Raw genomic sequence first — 17,823 nt, 5'->3', positions numbered from 1 at the left:
CCAGCAACGCCATGAATCCGCAATCGAAATCGTCCGCTTCCTCCGTTCTCCAGCCCGTGCATCTGATGCCGATGCAACGCGGCGGCGTGGCCCTGACCCCGTTGCAGGATCGCCTGCGCCGCGAGCTGCGCGGCGAGGTGCTGTTCGACCGCGCGAGTCGTGGCCGCTACGCCACCGACGCGTCGATCTATCAAATTTTCCCGATCGGCGTAGTGGTGCCGCGCGATCAGGAGGACCTGATTCGTGCGCTGGATATCGCGCGCGATCAGCATGTGCCCGTGCTCGCGCGTGGCGCGGGGACGAGTCAGTGCGGCCAGACCATCGGCGAAGCGCTCGTCATCGACAACAGCAAGTGGCTCAACCGTGTGGTTGCGTTCGACGCCGAGGCGCGCACGGTGACGGTCGAGCCCGGCATCGTGCTCGATCACCTGAACGCGTGGCTCAAGCCGCACGGTTTGTGGTTTCCGGTGGATGTTTCGACCGCCGCGCAATGCACCATCGGCGGCATGACCGGGAATAACTCGTGCGGTTCACGCTCCATCGAGTACGGCAACATGGTGCACAACGTGCTGGGCATCGACGCGGTGCTGGCCGATGGCGCGCAACTGCATTTCGGCTCGCTCCATACGCCGCCGGCCGACGTGCGCACCACGGCGATGCTGGACCGCGTGCGCGAGATTGCCGTCCGTGAGCAGGAAGAACTGCGCGAGCGTGTGCCGCGTGTGCTGCGCCGCGTGGCAGGGTACAACCTCGATTTGTTCGATTGTCTGAACCCGCGTGCTTATACCGACGACGGCGTGGCGAACCTCTCGCACCTGCTCGTCGGCTCGGAGGGCACGCTTGCCTACAGCCGCCAGATCACGCTCAAGCTCGCGCCGCTGCCGGTGCACAAGACGCTCGGCGTGGTGAACTTCCCCACGTTCTATAAGGCGATGGATCTCACGCAGCACATCGTCAAGCTGGGGCCGGTGGCCGTGGAGTTGGTCGATCGCACGATGATCGATCTGGCCATGGATAACGCGGCGTTTCGGCCGGTGATCGAGAAAGCGCTGGTGGGCGATCCGCAGGCGATTTTGCTCGTGGAATTTGCGGGCGACGATGCCGCCGCGTTGCGCGCGCGGCTCGACGATCTCGCCACGCTGATGGGCGATCTCGGTTTGCCCGACAGCGTCGTGAAGATGCCCGAGGCCGGGCCGCAGAAGGCGCTCTGGGAAGTGCGCAAGGCTGGGCTGAACATCATGATGAGCATGAAGGGCGACGGCAAGCCGGTGTCCTTCATCGAAGACTGCGCCGTGCCGCTCGAGCATCTGGCGGAATACACGCGGCGTCTGACGGAAGTGTTCCATCGTCACGACACCGAGGGCACGTGGTACGCGCATGCGAGCGTCGGCACGCTGCACGTGCGCCCAATCCTCGACATGCGCCGCGACGGCGCGCACAAGATGCGCGAGATTGCCGAGGAAGCGGCGGCGCTGGTGCGCGAGTACAAGGGCGCTTATTCAGGCGAGCATGGCGACGGTCTGTGCCGTGGCGAATGGGTGGCTTGGCAATACGGGCCGCGCATCAACGCGGCGTTCGGTGAGATCAAGCAACTGTTCGATCCGGAAAACCGTTTCAACCCCGACAAGATGGTGCGCCCGCCGAAAATGGACTCACGCGAGTTGTTCCGTTTCGCACCGGGCTACGCGGCCAAGCCGCTCACGCCGGCGCTGGACTGGAGCGCGTGGAACGTGAAACGCGACGCGCTCACCGGCGAGCAGACCGCGCCGGGCACCGGCAGCGATGCGTCGAACGGCCTCGCGTCGGCCGTGGAGATGTGCAACAACAACGGCCATTGCCGCAAGTTCGATGCGGGCACGATGTGCCCGAGTTATCGCGTCACGCGCGACGAGCAGCATGTGACGCGCGGGCGCGCCAACACGTTGCGCCTCGCGGTGTCGGGGCAATTGGGCGAGGACGGGCTGGCTAGCGACGACGTCAAGGAAGCGCTCGACCTGTGCGTGTCGTGCAAGGGCTGCAAGCGCGATTGCCCCACGGGGATCGATATGGCCCGCTTCAAAATCGAAGCGCGGCATGCGCGGGCGAAGCGGCACGGCGTGTCGTTGCGCGACAAGATGGTCGCGTACCTGCCGCGCTACGCCCCGTGGGCTAGCCGCATCGGTGGGCTGCTCGACGCGGCGCAACGTTTGCCGGGCGGTAACGCTGCGAAGCGTTGGCTGGGTCTCGCGCTGGAGCGTTCCGTGCCTGCGTTGAAGCGGTCGTTTCTCGATACGCAGGCGCCGCTCGCGCATGGCGCAGGCATGACAGGTGTGACGCCGGGACAGAGTGGCCGCGAAGTGCTGCTCTTCGTCGATACGTTCAACAACTACATGGAGCCGGAGAACGCACTCGCCGCCAAGCAGGTGCTCGAAGCGGCGGGCTACACGGTGCACGTGAACCGTCGCGAAGGCGAACGCCCGTTGTGTTGCGGGCGGACATTCCTCGCCGCCGGGTTGGTGGACGAAGCGAAAGCCGAAGCGCGGCGCTTGCTTGATGCGGTGCTGCCGTACATCGAGCGCGGTGTGCCGATCGTGGGGCTGGAGCCGTCGTGCCTGTTGTCGCTGCGCGACGAAGTGCTCGGCTACGGCTTTGGCGACACCGCGCGCAAAGTGGCCGACAACGCGTTCCTCTTTGAGGAGTTTCTGGTTCGCGAACAGAAAGCCGGACGTTTTTCAGTGAACTGGCAGGCGCTGCCCGACGGCGTCGGCGAAGCGCTGGTGCATGGCCATTGCCATCAGAAGGCATTCGATGCGTTTTCACCGGTCACGGCAGTGCTTGGTTGGCTGCCGGGGCTGAAGGTATCATCGATCGAATCGTCATGCTGCGGCATGGCGGGCAGTTTCGGTTACGAGGCCGAGCATTACGACACCTCGCGCGCGATGGCCGAATTGTCGCTGTTGCCGGCGGTTCGGCAACGTAACGCCGATGCCATCGTCGTGGCTGACGGCACCAGTTGCCGACATCAGATTCACGACGGTGCGCAAGCGCAGGCGCTACACGTGGCGCGTGTGCTGGCGCAGGCGCTGCCCGCATCGACATCCGCGTAATGTGCCGCGCGCTCCCGTCAAAGCTCCCGTCAAAGGATTCTCATGCCCGATTCGGTTAAAAGTGCTTCTCTGGTTTCCCCGGCGGCTGGCGGTATCGCCGTGCCGCCGGTAGCGAAGGTGGGCGATGCGCTCGCCCAGGTCGCGACGCCTTCGTTGCTGCTCGATTTGGACGCCTTCGACGCCAACGTCGCGCGCATGGCGAGTGCGGCGGCGGCGCGGGGCGTTGCGGTGCGGCCGCACGCTAAGGCGCACAAGTCAACGTCGATTGCGCGTGCGCAGATGGCTGCGGGGGCGGTTGGTGTTTGCTGCCAGAAAGTGACCGAGGCCATTCCGTTCGTCAATGCCGGTATCGGCAATATTCACATCAGCAACGAGTTCGTCGGCGAGGCACGTGTCGCACTGGCCGTGGCGATGGCCGCGCGTGTGACGTTGTCGGTTTGCGTCGACGATGTACGTCAGGTCGCGCCGTTGGGCATCGCGGCCAAGCGTGCCGGGGTGCGTATCTCGGTGCTGCCGGAGGTCGACGTGGGGCAGGGCCGTTGTGGCGTGGCTTCGACCGATGGTGTGGCGAAGTTGGTCGATGCCATCGATCATTACGAAGGGCTGCACTTCGGCGGCTTGCAGGCGTATCACGGCAGTGCGCAGCATATTGCCAACTGGGACGAGCGGCGCGACACAGCGCGACAGGCGGCGGACAAAGCGGCGGCGTACGTCGGGTTTCTCGAAGCGCGCGGCATTACGTGCCCGGTCGTGACAGGGGGCGGCACCGGCACGGCGGAGTTCGATATCGAGAGCGGGGTGTACACCGAGATTCAGCCGGGGTCGTACGTGTTTCTCGACGGGCACTACGGCTCGCTCGAATGGCGCGACGACTGGCGCTTCAAGCATGGGTTGTTTCTCGCGTCGACGGTGATGAGTACGGCGCGTCCGGGCGTCATCGTGTGCGACGCGGGGCTCAAGAGTGTGGCCACCGATTCGGGCTTGCCGCGCTTTTGGTCGTCGCAGCAGGCAGGCAAGCCGCACTACCGTACGGCGTCCGACGAACATGGCGTGCTCGATCTGGCATCGCCCGGGGAAGACAGCGCGCCGTGGCTGGGCGAGACGATCTTGTTGGTACCGGGGCACTGCGACCCGACGGTCAATTTGTACGATCGGTACGTCGCGGTACGGCATGGCCGGGTCGAGGCGCTCTGGCCGATCGAGGCGCGCGGACTGAGCCAGTGAGGGCAGGGGCGGCAACAGAGGCGGCCTGAGAAAGTGTCGAGAATTCTCCAAAAATTTTGGAGAGGGGGCTTCACAACTTCAAAAAGCTGCGCTATAGTCTCACTTCTTCGCCGCACGGGGGTATAGCTCAGCTGGGAGAGCGCTTGCATGGCATGCAAGAGGTCAGCGGTTCGATCCCGCTTACCTCCACCAAAACGGAAGACTTTAAGTCCCCTTCGTCTAGAGGCCTAGGACATCACCCTTTCACGGTGAGTACAGGGGTTCGAATCCCCTAGGGGACGCCAGATTCATCGGCGTGACATTCGGTTAGTTCCGAATGCACGATAGATAATCGGACGTCGGCAAACGCGCTTGGCTTCACCGCCAAGCGCGTTTTGTTTTTGTGCGACGGATTTTCATCGTCGCCGCACACCCCCGCATCGTTCAGCGCACCGGCGTACTCGCCAATTTCCCCACGACAGTTTTCCACGGCCGCACACGCCAAGACTTCACGAGTCCATTGCGCACATACGGATCGGCATTGGCGAACGCTTCTGCCGAAGCTGCGCTTTCTCCTTCGAACAACAACGCTGCCGTGTCGACGGGGTCTTCCAACGCACCCGCGAGCAACAAGTCGCCCCGGTCTGCCGCCTGCCACGCGAGCGCCAGATGCGCGTCGCGAAATTCGGCGCGCCGGTCGAGATAGTCGTCGACAAGGTCGTAAATCAACAGGTAATGCATGAGAGAGTCTCCGTTCTCCGTTATTCAGCGATAGAACGCTGAAGGGGGCACACCGAAGTGCCGTTTGAACATCGCCGCAAAGGCGCTTTGACTAGCATAGCCATGATCGAGCGCCACGTTCACGATCTTCTCGCCATGCGCGAGGGCTTCGAGCGCCTGTAGCAAACGTGCCTGCTGGCGCCAGCGCCCGAAGGTAATGCCGGTCTCCGAGGCGAAGCGCCGTTGAAACGTCTTGCCCGACATGCCCACTTCGCTTGCCCAGTCTTCGAGGGTGGCGGCCTCGCTCGGCGTCTGCACGAGGCGGTCGCATACGCGGGCGAGCCGGGCATCGCGCGGCCACGGCAGGTACAGCGGCAACACCGGTAAGGCGATCAATTCGTCGAGTAACAGGTGCATGAGCCGGGCGTTACGTGAGCCGGGCGCGTAATCGAGCGGAATGTCGATGGCCGCCAGAATCAGTTCGCGCACGAGCGGCGAGATTTCCACCACGCAACTGGCTTCGGGCAGCTTCGCCGCATCGGGTTCGACAAACACCGTGCGCATTTTCACGTTGCCGCTCATCTGCACAGTGTGTTCGAGACCTGCGGCCAGCCATACCCCGCGTGTGGGCGGCACGACCCAACGCCCCGACGGCGCCGCAATAATCATCACCCCTTCGATCGCATAGAGCAGTTGCGCGCGCCGGTGCCGGTGCGACGCAATGAACGTGTTATGCGCGTAATCGACCGCCATCGCCGCCATGGGCATGGGGGTGCGTTCGAAGCGCAAGTGGTCGGTCGAGATCAGATCCATCGGCGGTGTCGGCACGTTGGCGATGTCTTTTTTGAGATAGGTGCGGTCATTTTAGCGTGAGACACCCAAAACGATATCGCCGACGATAGCCCTTCCTTTTTCTCACTTTCGCGGGAATCGTCATGGGGTACATCCTGTATCCGTTGGGCGCCATGCTGTTATGGGCCGGCAACGTCATCGTCTCCAAACTCTCTGCCAGTGCCATCGCGCCCTCGGCCATCACGTTCTACCGGCTAGTGCTAGCCGTGGTGGTCATGACCCCATTCGTCATCCGGCCGCTCATGCGCAATTGGTCGCACGTGCGACCGCAGCTTGCGAAGCTCGCCTTCCTCGGTTTTCTGAGCATGTCGTTTTATCAAAGCCTGTCGTATCTCGCGGCGCACAGCACCACGGCGACGAATATGGCGATTGTGACGGCGCTCGCGCCGCTGCTCACGCTGCTTTGGAGTGTGGCGCTGCTGCGTGAGCCGCCGACACTCGGCATGCTCGTGGGCGGCTTGTTGTCGCTCGCGGGGTTGGTGTATCTGATCGGGCGCGGACACCCGAGCACGCTGCTCGATGGCGGCATCCATCTGGGCGACGTGCTGATGCTGATTGCGTCGGCATCCTACGGGCTCTATAGCGTGCTGCTGCGCCGCTGGCATGTGGCGGTGCCGCCAGCGCAGTCGACCTATGTGCAAGCTTGGGCGGCGCTGTTCACGATGATTCCGATGGTGGCGCTGGTGCCTGCCGGGCAGGCGCAACTCAACGTGGCGACGGTGCCGCTCGTGTTGTATGCGGGGCTGGGCGCGTCGATCGTGCTGCCGATTCTGTGGATTCAGGGCATTCGCCATCTCGGCCCGAACCGTTGCAGCATGTTCATCAACGTGCTGCCGGTGATGACGGCGGCGCTGGCGGTGCTGCTGCTCGGCGAGCAACTGCATGTCTTCCATATCGTGGGCGGGGGCGTGGCGCTGATCGGCGTGGCCATCGCACAACGCTGGAAACGCCCGTTGCCCGGGTTTGGCGCGGACGAAGCACCCGATTCGGATGAGGTGCCAGCATGAAAAGTACCGCGTGGCAGCAGGCACCGGGGAGCGCCTCGCCCGTGGCGCGGGCGTCGGCAGCACAGGCTTCGCCATCTGTCGACGCGGGCAACGCCGCCAACGCCGTTGGCGGCGACGGACTCGCGCCGTTGTGTGCCCGGCTCGATCGCCTCACGGCATTGGTCGAGCAGTGGCTCACGGGCGGCGCGTCGCCTGCCGTCGACTGGCAGGCGTCAGTGGCCTTCCATTGGCGCGGTTCGCGCGGCGGACAGGGCGGGGCAGCCCTGGTGCCCGTGATCGATCCGCAACTCATTTCGTTCGACGATTTGCGTAACGTCTCGCGCCAGCGCGAAGTCATCGAGCGCAACACGGCGCAGTTCGTGGCTGGCCATCCTGCGAACAATGTCTTGCTCACCGGCGCACGCGGTACGGGCAAATCGTCGCTGGTCAAAGCGTGTCTGCATCAGTTCGCACCGCAGGGCCTGAGGCTGGTGGAAGTCGACAAGGCCGATCTTGATGACCTGCCGCATATCGTGGGCTTGCTACGCGCGCGGCCCGAACGCTTCGTGCTGTTCTGCGACGATTTGTCGTTCGAGCCGGGCGAGTCGAGCTACAAGGGATTGAAGACGGCACTTGATGGCTCGGTCTCGGGCGGCGCGGCGAATGTGCTGGTGTACGCGACGTCGAACCGGCGGCATCTGGTGCCGGAGACGGCCAGCGACAATCTCGATACGCACGCAGGGGCGAACGGCGAGCTACACCCGGGCGACGCGGTGGAGGAGAAGATCTCGCTCTCGGAGCGTTTCGGCCTGTGGCTGACGTTCTACGGCTTCTCGCAAGACGAATATCTCGCGGCGGTCGCGCTATGGCTGGGGCATCAAGGCTTCGACGCCGAGCAAATCGCCGAAGCACGAGAAGCCGCCTTGCAGTGGGCGCTCACCCGGGGCGCTCGCTCCGGGCGTATCGCGGCGCAATTCGCGCGTGACTATGCGGGGCGGCGCTTTGCCGCGTCGTCCGATGCAGGGGCGGGCGCAACGGGACGTACCGCCACCCCGTAAGTGCTCACTATGCGACGGTCTTGCTCGGCGGCGGAGAATGCCTCCCAGAGCAGGCCGTTGCAATCGGTGCTGCTGCTGTATTCCGGGGCGGCGTCGTCTTCGAAGCCGACGTGGCGCAACTCCCCTGCCCGTGACGGAGACTGATTGATCGAGAAGTTCAGCAGATCGGTGCGCCACATGGCGTAAGCACCGGGCACCACGGCCGAGGGCGCTTGCCCGAGCCGGACCGAATAATCGTCGATGGATTGGTCGAGGTCGCGCACAGCAAGCGCGATGTGAAAGCGTTTCATGGGATCTCCGTTGTTGGTGACGATCGGACGCGGCGAGGTGAGCGAGTGGTTGCTTCTCATGCAGCGCGTCGACTTCACAGATCGTAGGAGACGTTGAAACGACTAACCAGATGGCGCGTTATCCCGGTACCCGAAGTGATGGGGTATTCGTGGGTGTTGCGCGTTAGCGGGTGCTTACTGGGGACGCTGAAAGTCGTTCGCGACCCACGCTTGGGCGCTGTTGCGCGAGAGCTTGAAGTTCGGCGGCACTTTCACCGAAGCGAGTGTTTCGCCGAAGCGGTCGATGGCGCTGAGCGTCGCGTACGGATCGTACTCGTCCGGCACGATGTCGAGCGTGACGTCGATGTCGCCATCGGGCCCGTCGACGCTCACGCGCTTGTGCAACTGCGCATGCAGTTGCTGCTCATGACGGCGCAGCACTTCGGCAGCCGTTTTCACCAGCGTGTTGAACGCGCCCACGTCGAGCGGTTTCGGATTCTTCTTGTCGCGGCCCATCGTCCACGGCCCGACGAGGGCGGGTTCAGACTCGCCGTCCTTGTACATCGCCACCGCCCAGCCGTCGTCCTCTTCGTTCTTGATGACCTTGGCCGTCCAGCCGTCGTCGCACCACAGACGTGCCTCGTGGATGACGCAGTCGTGTTCGACGTGGTCAGCGGTGGCAGGGGTGTCGGCGGCGTTCGAAGGGGTTTGGGAGGGTGTTGCAGTCACGGTCGGGGGCGGCAGGCGGAGGCGAAGTGTGCGATTTTACCGCGTCCGCGCGTTTGGGCGGACGCAGCCGTAGCCAGCGGAGCCGTGTCGAGCCGCGAGCGCCGCACGATGCGGCCCTCTCGCGGTCTTGCTGGCCGATCAGCCCGGTAGTTCAGCCCGCCCCCTCAGCCCTTCACCAACCCGCCGTCGACGATCAGGTTCTGACCGGTCACGGCACGCGCCCACGGCGAGAGGAAGTACAGCACGGCGTCGGCAAACTCGTCGGGCGTGGTCACACGCCGCAGCGGTGTGAGGCTGGCGATGAGATCGAACACCGCCTCGGGCGTCGCGGCGCTTGCATCGGTCACGCGCAACAGGCCGCCGGAGACCATGTTGACGGTGATGCCGTCGGGGCCGAGGTCGTTAGCTGCCGTGCGCGTGAGCGAGAGCAGTGCGGCCTTGGCCGTCGTGTAATCGTGATACGGCACGACAGGGTTCTGGAACAGATTCGTCCCCACGTTCACGATGCGGCCGAAACCGGCTTCGCGCATGCCCGGCAGCGCGGCCTGCATGGTGTTGAGTGCGCCTTTGACGGCACCTTCGAACTGCTGCGTGAAGCGCGACCACGAGATATCGGCCAGTTGCGGGCGTGCGTCGCCGTCGAAGCGGAAATCGGCCAGCGCGTTATTCACCACGGAGACGATCGGTGCCCCGGCGCGCTCGCGGGCTTCGGCAAACAGGCGGGTGACGGCTTTCTCATCGGTGACGTCGGCTTGCAGCGCGATGGCGCGCGGCCCGATCGATTCGGCCAAGGCGCGTGCCGCGACATCGCTGCGCAGATAGTTGATGACGACGCCTGCGCCTTCGCGTGCCACGGCACGTGTGATGGCGGCCCCCAAGCCACGGGCACCGCCCGTGACGAGCACCCACTGCGATTCCAGCTTCATTCCGATGTTCCTTGTCGTGTGCTTGTCATCTTCTGTTGCGCGTCGCGCGCGCAGGCCGCCATTATCGCGTGTTCCGCGCGGCGTTCTGTCACCGGCCTGCCTTATTCGTTCGCCGCGGCCAAGGCGCTCAGCAAGACGACGGGGAGCAGCACGCACCAAAAACCTGCCCAATGGTAGGCAAAGCCGCCAAAGATCGCGCCCACGGCAAACGCTGCCAACGCCGGGATCATCTTTTTCAGACGCGTGCGCGCGGCCTTGTCGTCGCCGGAATTGCCGCTGGCGAGTTCCACCATGTCGATCACGATTTGCGTGGTATTTCCCGTCATGATCGTGGTGGGGGCGAGGTCGGCCAGTACCAGCCGCCCGACGGCGTTCTGAATGGCCAAGGCCGCCACGCCGAACATTCCCGACAGAATGGCGAGCGGGGCGTCCGCCGAGAGAATCGGTTGCGCGATCAGCCCGACGATCATGAAGCCCAGCAGCAACAGCGTTTGAACACACACCAGCAGTCGAAGCGGCCTGCGGCCCGCGCGCGAGAAACCCTGCACTGCCAGCTTGACCATCGCCACTACGGCGACAAACACCGGTAACGCGAGCAATTTGGCCAACACGCCAATGTGGGTACTCGCCACAAGCTGTACGCCGATCATCACGAAGTTGCCCGTGACGTGCGCGGTGAACAAACCGAACAGCGCAATGAAACCCACCACATTGATGTAACCCGCTACGAACGCGAGCGTCATGCCGATGTTGGTCGGTTTGGCGAAGTGACTGACACAGAAGCGGGCAAACGACGCGGCTTGCGTCGGCGTGGGGATATGACGGGGCGTTCCCATGACGGCTCCTCTTCGCAAGGGGTAGCAAGGCAAAAGCAAGCGGGCGGTGCGCAGGCGGGCATGGCAAATGCTGATGAAGCATATCACCGCAAGTTGGATGCCTCCGTCAGGTCGACCCGCTATACTTCACTTCGCTGCGCGACCGGGAGAAAGGCCGCGCATTGTTCGAACTATTGAATGGAGATTCCCGATGAAGACCAGCGCACGCAACCAGTTCACCGGCAAGGTCGTGGCATTGCAACGTGGTGCCGTCAATGACGAAGTAACGCTGCGCACCGATGCCGGTCAGGAAATCGTGGCGGTGATTACCCACGAGAGCACCGTGAACCTCGGTCTGAAGGAAGGCAGTGACGCCGTGGCGCTGATCAAGGCGTCGTCGGTCATCGTGATGGTCGATGCCGATGCGAGCAAGGTGTCCACGCGTAACGTCATCACCGGCAAGGTCTCGCGCGTGGAAACGGGCGCGGTGAACAGCGAAGTCGAAATCACGGCCGCTAGCGGTGCCGTGATCGCCGCCATCGTCACGAACGAAAGCGCCAAGCGCCTCGGCCTGCAAGCCGGTCGCGAAGCCGCGGCACTCGTGAAGGCGTCGAGCGTGATTCTGGCGGTTGCCTAAGCGAAGCAACGCCTGACGCAACACATGATGCAACGATGATGACATCGTTGATTCCGTTGCTTGTCTCGCATGCGCGCCCCGAAGGCGCGATCTTCGCCGGGTTGCTCGCGCCGAACGCGACGCCCGAGCGAGCGGCGCGGCTGGGCCTGTCGGGGGCGGCGCTCGGCGAGCTGCTGCGCCGTCATTTCGCACCGGTGCCCGCCGATATGGCGACGATTCTCGCCACGGCGTGCCTGCGCCCCGATCACTTGTGGCGCGATTTGGGCCTGTCAGGGCGCGACGACGTGACCGCACTGCTCACGCATTTCTTTCCCACCCTCGCTGCCGAAAATACGCTGAATCTGCGCTGGAAACGATTCCTCGCCGAAGCGTGCGCGCAGGCCTACGGCCGTGCCGCCGCGCCCGCACCCGGTTGTCCCGGATGCGAAGCGTTTGGCGAGTGCTACGCGCATTTGCGCGCGCGCTGACGATCGATCGGGCGGACGTGTTATCAGGCGATGCCGTAGACGGCATCAAGCGATGCACGGAACTCACGAGCGGTCAGGTTCAGTTTGAATTCCGCCAACTGCTGAGCGCCATCGGGGACTGGGGCGCCCGCGGCATCGGCATCGCGAAACGCCATCAGGCGCGACAGATTCTCCGCAGTCTGACCCAGCACGGACGGCAGCTCGCTGTAGACGGCACCATGGGCGGCCAATTGTTCGACGTGCGCTGGGATGTCCCTATTCCAATCGAGGCCGATCGCGTCGAAAAGACTGCGCAGCACGGGCTTTTCGACCAGGGTGGGGGCCGCATTGGGCGCGTAGAGAATGGGCAGTCCGTCGTAGGTAATCGCGACTAGCAGGCGCGCGGCCGCTTCGGTACTGATGCGAGGCATCGACGGCGCACCGATCGTCCAGTCGTGACGACACTCGATGATATGGCCACCGATTCGCAACTCTGGCACGGCGTTGCCGGTACAAAACATCTGAATGGCGGCCGCGTAGTCGGGCTTAAGGCATTCGGCAAGTTGCCCCAGCGCCGTGAATTGCTTCGTGCCATAGTCCGCGTCGATGACGTCGCGCAGCGCGGCTTTGGCGGCTTCCTGCTTATCTCCAAGAAATGAATGGGCGATGTGGTTCCACAGTGGGAAGGGTGTGTGCTCGCGGCCGATGGTCGTGTTCTCGGGGAGCGCGTCTGTGGCGAGCGAAAAATAGGCGGTATTCGCGGAAATGGGTTGCATGGCGTCCTCGCTACGGTGTCAAACGGGATTGCACAGACGGCTTGTCAGAATCGACAGATTCTCGGCGTTGCGCCCGGCGCGGGCGGCCACATCGTCGTCGCCCGTCGCATCGAAGACTCTGCGCGTGACCATCTCGTTGAGATCGAAGGCAAAGTTGCCGTCCGCGTCGTTGTTGCCGAGACCGAGTAGGGTCATCGCGAGGTAAAGCTCATACTGACCCGCCAGGAACCGAGTCTGTGCAAGGAGCACGGTGTCGGCATTTCTATCGTTCAACTCGCCCACGCCGAATTGATGGAACTGTGCGAGCACGTTGTCGCCATTAAAGCGCAGTGTGCCGAGCAGGCGTGCGGTGTCGTCCAGTTCCATTTCCGACCAACCGAACTGTATGAATCTGCTCCAGTCGGGCGTGGTGGGAAAGATGTGCTCGCCCACTTGAAACGTGCACGGTTCGTTCACGGACAGGTTCCAATTCAGCAGATCGCTGTGCGTGGGTTCCACTAGCTGGTTGAGGCGCCAAAACGCCTCAAATTGCTCGACCGCGTTGGCGGCATGCGCCAACTGAAAGAGGGCGAGCTTCGCTTCTTCTTTGTGCGTGCCGAGGAAGTAATCTTTGATGCGTCCCCAAAGGCTCGTTACGTCTTTCTCGCTCTTTGCCGTGACGCATGCGTCAACGTGAGCCGCATCCAACGTGCGGGAACCGTATTTGCCGGTGAACGTGGCAATGCTCGTGTCGATATTCGCCATGGTCGAGTCCTCGATGAAGTTGTTGCGGTACCGGCACCGTTGTATGGGGGGCCGGTCGCTACCGTATTCGGACACGAGTGTGACGCACGGCTACCTCAAGGAGATTCCACAAAACGACCGATCCGGACCCTCGGCGGCGAGAATTTCCACGCGCTGATAGCATGTACGTTTTCGCGGTGCAGCAACGTGCACGCTGCACCGGCGTTCATCCCCGGAGGAGCTTCGCAATGTCGATTTCCCTGTATCGCGCCACTATTCCCGTTTATCTGCGCGGCCTGACCGTCATGGCCGACTACATCAAGAAAGCCCGTGCGCACTGTGAGGAAAAAGCGCTCGACCCGGACACGATTCTCAAGGCCAAACTGGCCCCCGACATGCTCGATTTCACCGCGCAAGTGCAGCGCGTGAGCGACACGGCGAAGTTTGCCGTCGCGCGCCTGACTGGCGCGGAATCGCCGAAATTCGAAGACAACGAAACGACGTTCGATCAACTGCGCGATCGCATCGCGAATACCGAAGCGTTTATCGCTGGCATTCTCGAAGACCGTTTCGAAGGGGCCGAGTCGCGCGAGATTACGCTGAAGTTCAAGGCGTATCAGACGACGATGGACGGCGTGGATTACCTGCTGAAATTCGGTTTGCCGAACTTCTACTTCCACGTGACGACGACGCACGACATTCTGCGTGCGCAAGGCGTGGCAGTGGGGAAGGTCGATTACCTCGGCCCGTACGAGATGGAGAAGATCTGAGCGCTGAACTCAGCGCATTGATCTCAGTGCGTCGAAATCGGCAAGTACATACGAATCTCGTCCTGATACGTGTTGCCCACGCGCATGGCGTCGGGCTCACGGCCGATTTCGACAAAACCGAACGACTGATAGAGCGCAATCGCCGGACGGTTGGTCGCGCTCACTTGCAGCGTGAGATGGCGCAGGCCCGGTTGAGAACGGGCCAGCGCCACCGCAGATTCGATCAGCGCCCGGCCGATACCGCGCCCGACGCTGTCCGCCTGCACATACATCCCCCACAGAAAACCCACGTGAGCGAACTTGCTCATCTTCTGGCGGCCTAGCCCCAGCACGCCGACCAGACGCTCGCCCGTCGCGTTGCGATCGAAGGCGCCGAAGACACCCACATCCGGGCGCACTTCCAGCCACTCGCGCACGCGCTCGATAGGCCAGTCTTTCTCGACTTCATAACTGGAACCGAACGCCTCGGGGTGCGACTGCAAGCCCGCCAGACGCAGCGCCTGAAAGGCGAGCGCGTCGGCAGGCACCAGACGCCGTACGACGACATCGGCGGCTGCGGCGGTGGTCGTCGTTTTCGCCATCGTCGGGCGGGCAGGAGGACTCATGGCAGGCGTGGCTCCATCATGGCGAGCACGGTGCGTGCTGCTTCTTCGGACGACGCGGGGTTTTGACCGGTCACGAGACGCCCGTCGCCGACCACATGCGATTGCCAGTTTTCGGCTTTTTCATACAAACCGCCCAACTTCGCCAGTTCCGTCTCGACGAGGAACGGCACGATGTCGGTCAAGCCGACGGCCGCCTCTTCGTCGTTGGAGAACCCCGTCACATGACGCCCGCGTACGAGCGGCTCGCCGTTGGCGTCGCGCACCTGCCGCAACACACCCGGCGCGTGACACACGAAGCCGATGGGCTTGCCTGCACGCTCGAAGGCTTCGATCAGTTGGATGGAGTTCGGGTCTTGCGCCAGATCCCACAACGGCCCGTGGCCGCCGGGGTAGAAGACCGCGTCGTAGTCGTCTTGCTTGACGTCGGCTAAGCGCAGCGTCGTGGCGAGCGCCCTCTGCGCATCGGGGTCTTCGCGGAACCGGCGCGTCGCGTCGGTCTGGGCATCGGGTTCGTCGCTTTTCGGATCGAGCGGGGGCTGGCCGCCCGCTGGCGACGCCAGCGTGACCGCTAGCCCTTCGTCGATGAACACGTAATACGGTGCGGCGAATTCTTCGAGCCAGAAACCGGTCTTCTTGCCCGTGTCGCCCAAGCGGTCGTGCGAGGTCAGAACCATCAGGATGTTCATGAAACGTCTCCCTGTCGAGTCAGCCGTGCGAATCATTTTACCTGCCATAGCGTCGACTCGCAGGCGACAGGTGGCTTGCTTTCTGGTTAAATCCAAATCGATAGCCGAACCTAAGCCCACTGGAGCGAGACATGCAATTGATTGGAATGTTGGATTCCCCGTACGTGCGCCGCACGGCGATTTGTCTGAAGCTGCTGGGGCTGCCGTTCGAACATCGTTCGCTGTCGGTGTTCAGCACCTTCGATGCGTTTGCGGCGATCAACCCGGTGGTGAAGGCTCCGACGCTGATCGCCGACGACGGCACGGTGCTCATGGATTCGACGCTGATTCTGCAATACCTCGAATCGCTGGTCGACGCCGAGCAGCGACTGATTCCGGTCGACCCCGCCGAGCGCTTGCGCGCGCTGCGCTTGACCGGCCTCGCGTTGGCGGCGTGCGAGAAGTCGGTGCAGTTGGTGTACGAGCGCGAACTGCGTCCGCTGGAGAAGCGGCACGAGCCGTGGACGCATCGTGTGCGCACGCAGGTGCGCGCGGCGTTTCATGGCTTGGAAGTCGAACTGGCGCAGGTGCCGGTGCTGGCGACGCCCGATGCGATTGGCGAACACGGCGTGACGATTGCCGTGGCGTGGCGCTTTCACCAGTTGCTGCTGCCGGAGGTGGATTTCAGCGCGGAGTTTCCGGAAGTTGCCCGGTTCTCCGCGCAGGCGGAGGGGATGCCCGCGTTTCGCGAGACCCCGCCGATCTGAGATAACTGGAACGCGTCAGTTCTTGAGACGGTAGCCCGTCTTGAACATCCACGCGATCACGGCGAGGAACACCGCGAGGAACAGCAGCGTCATGCCGAGGCTCACGCCGATGCTGACGTCTGCCAGCCCGTAGAAGCTCCAGCGGAACCCGCTGATCAGATACACCACCGGGTTGAACAACGTCACCGTGCGCCAGAACGGCGGCAGGATGTGCGTCGAGTAGAAACTGCCGCCGAGGAACGTGAGCGGCGTGATGATGAGCAGCGGTACGAGTTGCAGCTTCTCGAAGCCGTCGGCCCATATGCCGAGGATAAAACCCAGCAAGCTGAAAGTGACCGCCGTCAGCACGAGAAAGAGAATCATCCAGAACGGATGCTCGATGCGCAACGGCACGAAGAGCGCCGCGGTGCCTAGCATGATGACGCCGAGAATGACCGACTTGGTCGCGGCGGCCCCCACGTACGCCACCACGATTTCCATGTACGACACCGGCGCCGAGAGCAACTCGTAGATGGTGCCTGTGAACCTTGGAAAGTAGATCCCGAACGAGGCGTTCGACACGCTCTGCGTGAGCAGCGAAAGCATGATGAGCCCCGGCACGATGAACGCGCCGTACGGCACGCCTTCGATCTCCGGGATGCGCGAGCCGATGGCCGCGCCGAACACCACAAAGTAAAGCGACGTGGAAATGACGGGTGAGATGATGCTTTGCATCAGCGTGCGTCGCGTGCGCGCCATCTCGAAGTTGTAAATCGCCTTCACGGCGTAGAAATTCATGGCGCGGCTCATCCTTCTTTCTTATGCACGAGCGAGACGAAGATGTCTTCGAGCGAGCTTTGCGTCGTATTCAGATCCTTCACGGCAATGCCGGCGCGCTCGAGGTCGCGCAGCAACGCGGCGATCGTGTTCTGTTCGATGTTGGCGTCGTAGGAGAACACCAACTCGTTGCCGTTCTGACCGAGCGTTAGGCCATAGCCGCCCAACGCGTCGGGCACCGCCGCGAGCGGCTCGGCCAGTTGCAGCGAAAGGTGTTTGCTGCCGAGGCGGCGCATCAGTTCCGTTTTCTCTTGCACCAGCGTGATTTCGCCGCCGGTGATGATGCCCACGCGATCAGCCATTTCTTCGGCTTCTTCGATGTAGTGCGTGGTGAGAATCACGGTCACGCCGGTCTCGCGCAGCGACTGCACCAGTCGCCACATGTCACGGCGTAGCTCGACGTCGACACCGGCGGTCGGCTCGTCGAGAAACAGCACGCGAGGCTCGTGAGACAACGCTTTGGCGATCAGCACGCGCCGCTTCATGCCGCCCGAGAGCTGCATGAGACGGTTGTCTTTTTTCTCCCAGAGCGAGAGCGAGCGCAGCACCTTTTCGATGTGCGCGGGGTTCGCGGGCTTGCCGAACAGGCCGCGCGAAAAAGAGACCGTGGCCCACACCGATTCGAACGCGTCGGTGGTCAGCTCCTGCGGCACGAGACCGATGGCTTCGCGCGCGGCACGGTAGTCGGTGACGATGTCGTGACCGTCGACCGTGACCGTGCCCGAGGTGGGCCGCACGATGCCGCAAATGGTGCTGATGAGGGTTGTCTTGCCGGCGCCGTTCGGGCCGAGCAGTGCGAAGATTTCGCCGCGATGGATATCCAGGTTGATGTTCTTGAGCGCCTGGAAGCCCGTTGCGTACGTCTTCGACAGATTTTGGATTGAGATCACTGGAGGCATGGCGGCGACGATAGCACAGGCTCGTGGAATCTGTTGGCGAGCCACTGCGCTCGCGAACAAAGAAAACGGGCACCG

General features: G+C 63.3%; 20 protein-coding genes and 2 tRNA genes. 10 read left to right on the top strand and 12 right to left on the bottom strand.

Annotated features, from left to right (window positions below; genetic code table 11):
- Positions 1-11 precede the first annotated feature (11 nt).
- From PPN31114_RS21685 to PPN31114_RS21670, 4 genes are all read left to right on the top strand, one after another.
- The gene (locus tag PPN31114_RS21685; protein WP_150681569.1) at positions 12-3,086 is read left to right on the top strand and encodes an FAD-binding and (Fe-S)-binding domain-containing protein; all 3,075 of its coding nucleotides are present in this window, start codon (positions 12-14) and stop codon (positions 3,084-3,086) included.
- A gap of 42 nt (positions 3,087-3,128) precedes the next feature.
- Positions 3,129-4,310, top strand: coding sequence for a DSD1 family PLP-dependent enzyme (locus PPN31114_RS21680; RefSeq protein ID WP_150681568.1), 1,182 nt, complete (start codon positions 3,129-3,131; stop codon positions 4,308-4,310).
- 116 nt (positions 4,311-4,426) lie between these two features.
- A tRNA-Ala gene (locus PPN31114_RS21675) sits at positions 4,427-4,502 on the top strand.
- Positions 4,503-4,518: 16 nt separating this feature from the next.
- A tRNA-Glu gene (locus PPN31114_RS21670) sits at positions 4,519-4,594 on the top strand.
- Positions 4,595-4,733: 139 nt separating this feature from the next.
- On the opposite strand, the gene PPN31114_RS21665 is transcribed toward PPN31114_RS21670, so the two are convergent.
- Both PPN31114_RS21665 and PPN31114_RS21660 read right to left on the bottom strand, forming a co-directional pair.
- Positions 4,734-5,030, bottom strand: coding sequence for a YciI-like protein (locus PPN31114_RS21665; RefSeq protein WP_150681567.1), 297 nt, complete (start codon positions 5,028-5,030; stop codon positions 4,734-4,736).
- Positions 5,031-5,054: 24 nt separating this feature from the next.
- Positions 5,055-5,822: an AraC family transcriptional regulator gene (locus tag PPN31114_RS21660; protein ID WP_246182683.1), complete on the bottom strand. Its 768-nt coding sequence runs from the start codon at positions 5,820-5,822 to the stop codon at positions 5,055-5,057.
- 122 nt (positions 5,823-5,944) lie between these two features.
- Between PPN31114_RS21660 and PPN31114_RS21655 the strand changes: the two genes are divergently transcribed.
- Together PPN31114_RS21655 and PPN31114_RS21650 are read left to right on the top strand one after the other, a co-directional pair.
- Positions 5,945-6,868, top strand: a complete 924-nt coding sequence (locus PPN31114_RS21655; protein WP_150681566.1) for a DMT family transporter — start codon at positions 5,945-5,947, stop codon at positions 6,866-6,868.
- Positions 6,865-7,905, top strand: a complete 1,041-nt coding sequence (locus PPN31114_RS21650) for an ATP-binding protein (protein WP_150681565.1) — start codon at positions 6,865-6,867, stop codon at positions 7,903-7,905. The genes PPN31114_RS21655 and PPN31114_RS21650 overlap by 4 nt, the downstream gene beginning before the upstream one ends.
- Here the strand turns inward: PPN31114_RS21650 and PPN31114_RS21645 are convergent.
- From PPN31114_RS21645 to PPN31114_RS21630, 4 genes are all read right to left on the bottom strand, one after another.
- Positions 7,833-8,195: a VOC family protein gene (locus PPN31114_RS21645; RefSeq protein WP_150681564.1), complete on the bottom strand. Its 363-nt coding sequence runs from the start codon at positions 8,193-8,195 to the stop codon at positions 7,833-7,835. The genes PPN31114_RS21650 and PPN31114_RS21645 overlap by 73 nt on opposite strands.
- 174 nt (positions 8,196-8,369) lie before the next feature.
- Positions 8,370-8,903, bottom strand: coding sequence for a hypothetical protein (locus PPN31114_RS21640; protein WP_370865908.1), 534 nt, complete (start codon positions 8,901-8,903; stop codon positions 8,370-8,372).
- Positions 8,904-9,067: 164 nt separating this feature from the next.
- Positions 9,068-9,829, bottom strand: coding sequence for a 3-oxoacyl-ACP reductase (locus tag PPN31114_RS21635; RefSeq protein WP_150681563.1), 762 nt, complete (start codon positions 9,827-9,829; stop codon positions 9,068-9,070).
- Positions 9,830-9,930: 101 nt separating this feature from the next.
- A complete protein-coding gene (locus PPN31114_RS21630; RefSeq protein WP_150681562.1) occupies positions 9,931-10,665 on the bottom strand; it encodes a YoaK family protein in 735 nt (244 codons plus the stop codon).
- A gap of 190 nt (positions 10,666-10,855) precedes the next feature.
- On the opposite strand from PPN31114_RS21630, the gene PPN31114_RS21625 reads away from it, so the two are divergent.
- A complete protein-coding gene (locus tag PPN31114_RS21625) occupies positions 10,856-11,281 on the top strand; it encodes a TOBE domain-containing protein (RefSeq protein ID WP_150681561.1) in 426 nt (141 codons plus the stop codon).
- 35 nt (positions 11,282-11,316) lie between these two features.
- On the top strand, positions 11,317-11,748 hold the full coding sequence (locus tag PPN31114_RS21620) for a nitrogen fixation protein NifQ (protein ID WP_150681560.1): 432 nt from the start codon (positions 11,317-11,319) through the stop codon (positions 11,746-11,748).
- Positions 11,749-11,771: 23 nt separating this feature from the next.
- Here PPN31114_RS21620 and PPN31114_RS21615 read toward each other — a convergent pair whose 3' ends face one another.
- Both PPN31114_RS21615 and PPN31114_RS21610 read right to left on the bottom strand, forming a co-directional pair.
- Positions 11,772-12,503 (bottom strand): hypothetical protein, encoded by a 732-nt coding sequence (locus tag PPN31114_RS21615; RefSeq protein WP_150681559.1) that lies wholly within the window; start codon positions 12,501-12,503, stop codon positions 11,772-11,774.
- Between the two features lie 18 nt (positions 12,504-12,521).
- Positions 12,522-13,247: a hypothetical protein gene (locus PPN31114_RS21610; RefSeq protein WP_150681558.1), complete on the bottom strand. Its 726-nt coding sequence runs from the start codon at positions 13,245-13,247 to the stop codon at positions 12,522-12,524.
- A gap of 227 nt (positions 13,248-13,474) precedes the next feature.
- Between PPN31114_RS21610 and PPN31114_RS21605 the strand changes: the two genes are divergently transcribed.
- Positions 13,475-13,996, top strand: coding sequence for a DUF1993 domain-containing protein (locus PPN31114_RS21605; RefSeq protein ID WP_150681557.1), 522 nt, complete (start codon positions 13,475-13,477; stop codon positions 13,994-13,996).
- A 23-nt stretch (positions 13,997-14,019) separates the two neighbouring features.
- Here the strand turns inward: PPN31114_RS21605 and PPN31114_RS21600 are convergent, their stop codons facing one another.
- Both PPN31114_RS21600 and PPN31114_RS21595 read right to left on the bottom strand, forming a co-directional pair.
- Positions 14,020-14,601: a GNAT family N-acetyltransferase gene (locus PPN31114_RS21600; RefSeq protein WP_150681556.1), complete on the bottom strand. Its 582-nt coding sequence runs from the start codon at positions 14,599-14,601 to the stop codon at positions 14,020-14,022.
- Positions 14,598-15,287, bottom strand: a complete 690-nt coding sequence (locus PPN31114_RS21595; protein ID WP_150681555.1) for a type 1 glutamine amidotransferase domain-containing protein — start codon at positions 15,285-15,287, stop codon at positions 14,598-14,600. Before PPN31114_RS21595 ends, PPN31114_RS21600 begins: the two co-directional genes overlap by 4 nt.
- Before the next feature lie 131 nt (positions 15,288-15,418).
- Here PPN31114_RS21595 and PPN31114_RS21590 point away from each other — a divergent pair, with 131 nt between their 5' ends.
- Positions 15,419-16,033 (top strand): glutathione S-transferase family protein, encoded by a 615-nt coding sequence (locus PPN31114_RS21590; protein ID WP_150681554.1) that lies wholly within the window; start codon positions 15,419-15,421, stop codon positions 16,031-16,033.
- A gap of 15 nt (positions 16,034-16,048) precedes the next feature.
- On the opposite strand, the gene PPN31114_RS21585 is transcribed toward PPN31114_RS21590, so the two are convergent.
- Positions 16,049-16,810 carry an ABC transporter permease gene (locus PPN31114_RS21585; RefSeq protein ID WP_150681553.1) on the bottom strand — a complete coding sequence of 254 codons (762 nt, stop codon included), beginning with the start codon at positions 16,808-16,810 and terminating at the stop codon, positions 16,049-16,051.
- Positions 16,811-16,818: 8 nt separating this feature from the next.
- The gene (locus PPN31114_RS21580; RefSeq protein ID WP_150681552.1) at positions 16,819-17,748 is read right to left on the bottom strand and encodes an ABC transporter ATP-binding protein; all 930 of its coding nucleotides are present in this window, start codon (positions 17,746-17,748) and stop codon (positions 16,819-16,821) included.
- Between the last annotated feature and the right edge of the window lie 75 nt (positions 17,749-17,823).

This window comes from Pandoraea pneumonica (assembly GCF_902459645.1).
Taxonomy (GTDB): Bacteria; Pseudomonadota; Gammaproteobacteria; order Burkholderiales; family Burkholderiaceae; genus Pandoraea; species Pandoraea pneumonica.
Note: the sequence above shows the minus strand (reverse complement) of the source record. Positions and strands in the feature narration are given on the sequence as shown.

What these genes read in the sequence shown, in the direction of transcription:
- PPN31114_RS21685 (WP_150681569.1), top strand. Translation starts at nt 12, where the DNA reads ATGAATCCGCAATCGAAATCGTCCGCTTCCTCCGTTCTCCAGCCCGTG.
- PPN31114_RS21680 (WP_150681568.1), top strand. Translation starts at nt 3,129, where the DNA reads ATGCCCGATTCGGTTAAAAGTGCTTCTCTGGTTTCCCCGGCGGCTGGC.
- PPN31114_RS21665 (WP_150681567.1), bottom strand. Translation starts at nt 5,030, where the DNA reads ATGCATTACCTGTTGATTTACGACCTTGTCGACGACTATCTCGACCGG.
- PPN31114_RS21660 (WP_246182683.1), bottom strand. Translation starts at nt 5,822, where the DNA reads ATGGATCTGATCTCGACCGACCACTTGCGCTTCGAACGCACCCCCATG.
- PPN31114_RS21655 (WP_150681566.1), top strand. Translation starts at nt 5,945, where the DNA reads ATGGGGTACATCCTGTATCCGTTGGGCGCCATGCTGTTATGGGCCGGC.
- PPN31114_RS21650 (WP_150681565.1), top strand. Translation starts at nt 6,865, where the DNA reads ATGAAAAGTACCGCGTGGCAGCAGGCACCGGGGAGCGCCTCGCCCGTG.
- PPN31114_RS21645 (WP_150681564.1), bottom strand. Translation starts at nt 8,195, where the DNA reads ATGAAACGCTTTCACATCGCGCTTGCTGTGCGCGACCTCGACCAATCC.
- PPN31114_RS21635 (WP_150681563.1), bottom strand. Translation starts at nt 9,829, where the DNA reads ATGAAGCTGGAATCGCAGTGGGTGCTCGTCACGGGCGGTGCCCGTGGC.
- PPN31114_RS21630 (WP_150681562.1), bottom strand. Translation starts at nt 10,665, where the DNA reads ATGGGAACGCCCCGTCATATCCCCACGCCGACGCAAGCCGCGTCGTTT.
- PPN31114_RS21625 (WP_150681561.1), top strand. Translation starts at nt 10,856, where the DNA reads ATGAAGACCAGCGCACGCAACCAGTTCACCGGCAAGGTCGTGGCATTG.
- PPN31114_RS21620 (WP_150681560.1), top strand. Translation starts at nt 11,317, where the DNA reads ATGATGACATCGTTGATTCCGTTGCTTGTCTCGCATGCGCGCCCCGAA.
- PPN31114_RS21615 (WP_150681559.1), bottom strand. Translation starts at nt 12,503, where the DNA reads ATGCAACCCATTTCCGCGAATACCGCCTATTTTTCGCTCGCCACAGAC.
- PPN31114_RS21610 (WP_150681558.1), bottom strand. Translation starts at nt 13,247, where the DNA reads ATGGCGAATATCGACACGAGCATTGCCACGTTCACCGGCAAATACGGT.
- PPN31114_RS21605 (WP_150681557.1), top strand. Translation starts at nt 13,475, where the DNA reads ATGTCGATTTCCCTGTATCGCGCCACTATTCCCGTTTATCTGCGCGGC.
- PPN31114_RS21600 (WP_150681556.1), bottom strand. Translation starts at nt 14,601, where the DNA reads ATGAGTCCTCCTGCCCGCCCGACGATGGCGAAAACGACGACCACCGCC.
- PPN31114_RS21595 (WP_150681555.1), bottom strand. Translation starts at nt 15,287, where the DNA reads ATGAACATCCTGATGGTTCTGACCTCGCACGACCGCTTGGGCGACACG.
- PPN31114_RS21590 (WP_150681554.1), top strand. Translation starts at nt 15,419, where the DNA reads ATGCAATTGATTGGAATGTTGGATTCCCCGTACGTGCGCCGCACGGCG.
- PPN31114_RS21585 (WP_150681553.1), bottom strand. Translation starts at nt 16,810, where the DNA reads ATGAATTTCTACGCCGTGAAGGCGATTTACAACTTCGAGATGGCGCGC.
- PPN31114_RS21580 (WP_150681552.1), bottom strand. Translation starts at nt 17,748, where the DNA reads ATGCCTCCAGTGATCTCAATCCAAAATCTGTCGAAGACGTACGCAACG.